Source organism: Micromonospora sp. M51 (genome assembly GCF_018070305.1).
In the GTDB taxonomy this organism is placed as follows: domain Bacteria; phylum Actinomycetota; class Actinomycetes; order Mycobacteriales; family Micromonosporaceae; genus Micromonospora; species Micromonospora parva.
Genome location: NZ_JAGPXZ010000954.1, coordinates 1 through 2,014 on the forward strand (window position 1 = coordinate 1; position 2,014 = coordinate 2,014).

A 2,014-nucleotide genomic window follows, 5' to 3' on the forward strand; every position below is an offset into this window, starting at 1 on the left:
CCGGCTCGCCACCTGGTTCGTCGAGCAGGCCGGGCGGCACGACGACCTGGCGGTGACGGTCGTTGACCTGACCGGGTACGACTTCCCGGCCACCTACCCCGCCGAGCCGACCGCGCCGATCCGGGCGTTCGTTCGCGAGGTGGGCCGGGCGGACGCGTTCGTCGTGGTCACCCCCGAGTACAACCACAGCTTCCCGGCACCCTTGAAACAAGCCATCGACTACGCGTACGACGAGTGGCAGGCCAAACCAGTCGGCTTCGTGTCGTACGGCTGTCGGTCCACCGGCGGGCACGCCGTCGACCAGCTCCGCACCGTCTTCACCGCACTGCACGCGATGACGGTGCGCGACGTCGTCGGGATCGACCTGCTCGCCGGCGAACCGACCGCCCGGTGCACCGACGAACTGCGCCGCGACGTCGACGCCCTGCTCGACCAGCTGCGCTGGTGGGGCCTGGCGCTGCGCGACGGCCGGGCGGCTCGGCCCTACGTCTCCTGAACACGTCCGCCACGAAAGGTAGAAATCATGAGTAGACGCACCACCGGCCTGGCCATCGAGGCCGAAGGGCTCACCCGCTCGTTCGGGGACACCCGGGCGCTGGCCGGCATCGACCTGCAGGTGCCCGCCGGCACCGTCTACGGCCTGCTCGGCCCGAACGGCGCGGGCAAGACCACAGCCGTCCGGGTGCTCGCCACGTTGCTGCGACCCGACGGCGGTTCGGCCCGGGTCTTCGGGCACGACGTGGTAACCGAGGCCGACAAGGTCCGTTCCCGGGTCAGCCTCACCGGCCAGTACGCCTCCGTCGACGAGGACCTCACCGGTACGGAGAACCTGGTGCTCCTGGCCCGCCTGCTCGGCCTGCGCAAGCCGGCCGCCCGGGACCGCGCGGCAGCGCTGCTCGCCGCGTTCGGGCTGACCGAGGCGAGCGACCGTCAGGTGAAGAAGTACTCGGGTGGGATGCGGCGACGCATCGACATCGCCGCGAGCATCCTGAACACCCCGGATCTGCTCTTCCTCGACGAACCGACCACCGGCCTCGACCCGCGAAGCCGCAACCAGGTGTGGGAGATCGTCCGAGCGGTGGTGTCGCACGGGACGACCGTGCTGCTGACCACCCAGTACCTCGACGAGGCCGACCAGCTCGCCGGCCGGATCGCGGTGGTCGACCACGGCCGGGTGATCGCGGAGGGCACCCCGGGTGAGTTGAAGTCGTCGATCGGCTCGGGCACCGTCCACCTGCGACTGCGCGACCCGGGGCAGCGCCCCGACGCGGAGCGGGTGCTCCGCGAGGCACTCGGTGTGCCGGTGCAGCTCGCCGCCGATCCGGTGGCGTTGACCGCCCGCGTCGGTGAGGCCGGCACCGACCTCGACGCCAGCGCCCAGGCCGCCCGCGTGCTCAGCGACCTGGCCCGCGCCGGCATCGTGGTCGACAACTTCTCCCTCGGCCAGCCGAGCCTGGACGAGGTCTTCCTGGCCCTGACCGACCACCCCGCCGTGCCGACCGACGAGCGCGACGACGAGCTGGAGGCAGCCCGATGAGCGACACCAAGACCACCACCACCACCACCGAACGGGCGCCGGCCGTCTACGTTCCGTCCGCCGAGGCGCTGGCGACAGTCCTCGCGCCCGGTGCCCGACCTCCCCGGCCGAGCGCGCTGGGCGCGTCGATCACCTTCGGCTGGCGGGCCATGCTGAAGATCAAGCACGTGCCGGAGCAGCTCTTCGACGTGACCGCGTTCCCGATCATCATGGTGCTGATGTTCACGTACCTGTTCGGTGGCGCCCTGGCCGGCAGCCCGCGTGACTACCTGCAGTTCTTCCTGCCCGGCATCATGGTGACCAGCGTCGTCATGATCACCATGTACACCGGTGTCGGCCTCAACACCGACATCGAGAAGGGCATCTTCGACAGGTTCCGTACGCTGCCCGTCTGGCGCCCGGCCGCCCTGGTCGGCATGATCTTCGGCGACGTGCTGCGCTACATCCTCGCCGCACGGGTGATCCTGGGCCTCGGGC

The 2,014-nt window shown here is 70.8% G+C and carries 3 protein-coding genes; all 3 read left to right on the forward strand.

Annotated elements, in window-relative coordinates:
* On the forward strand, positions 1-496 hold a 496-nt coding region (locus KBX53_RS31170), incomplete at its 5' end, for an NADPH-dependent FMN reductase (RefSeq protein ID WP_210863323.1).
* 27 nt (positions 497-523) lie between these two features.
* The gene (locus KBX53_RS31175) at positions 524-1,537 is read left to right on the forward strand and encodes a daunorubicin resistance protein DrrA family ABC transporter ATP-binding protein (RefSeq protein ID WP_030331377.1); all 1,014 of its coding nucleotides are present in this window, start codon (positions 524-526) and stop codon (positions 1,535-1,537) included.
* Positions 1,534-2,014 (forward strand): ABC transporter permease (locus KBX53_RS31180; RefSeq protein WP_210863325.1); only part of this gene is annotated, 481 nt, incomplete at its 3' end. The genes KBX53_RS31175 and KBX53_RS31180, both read left to right, overlap by 4 nt.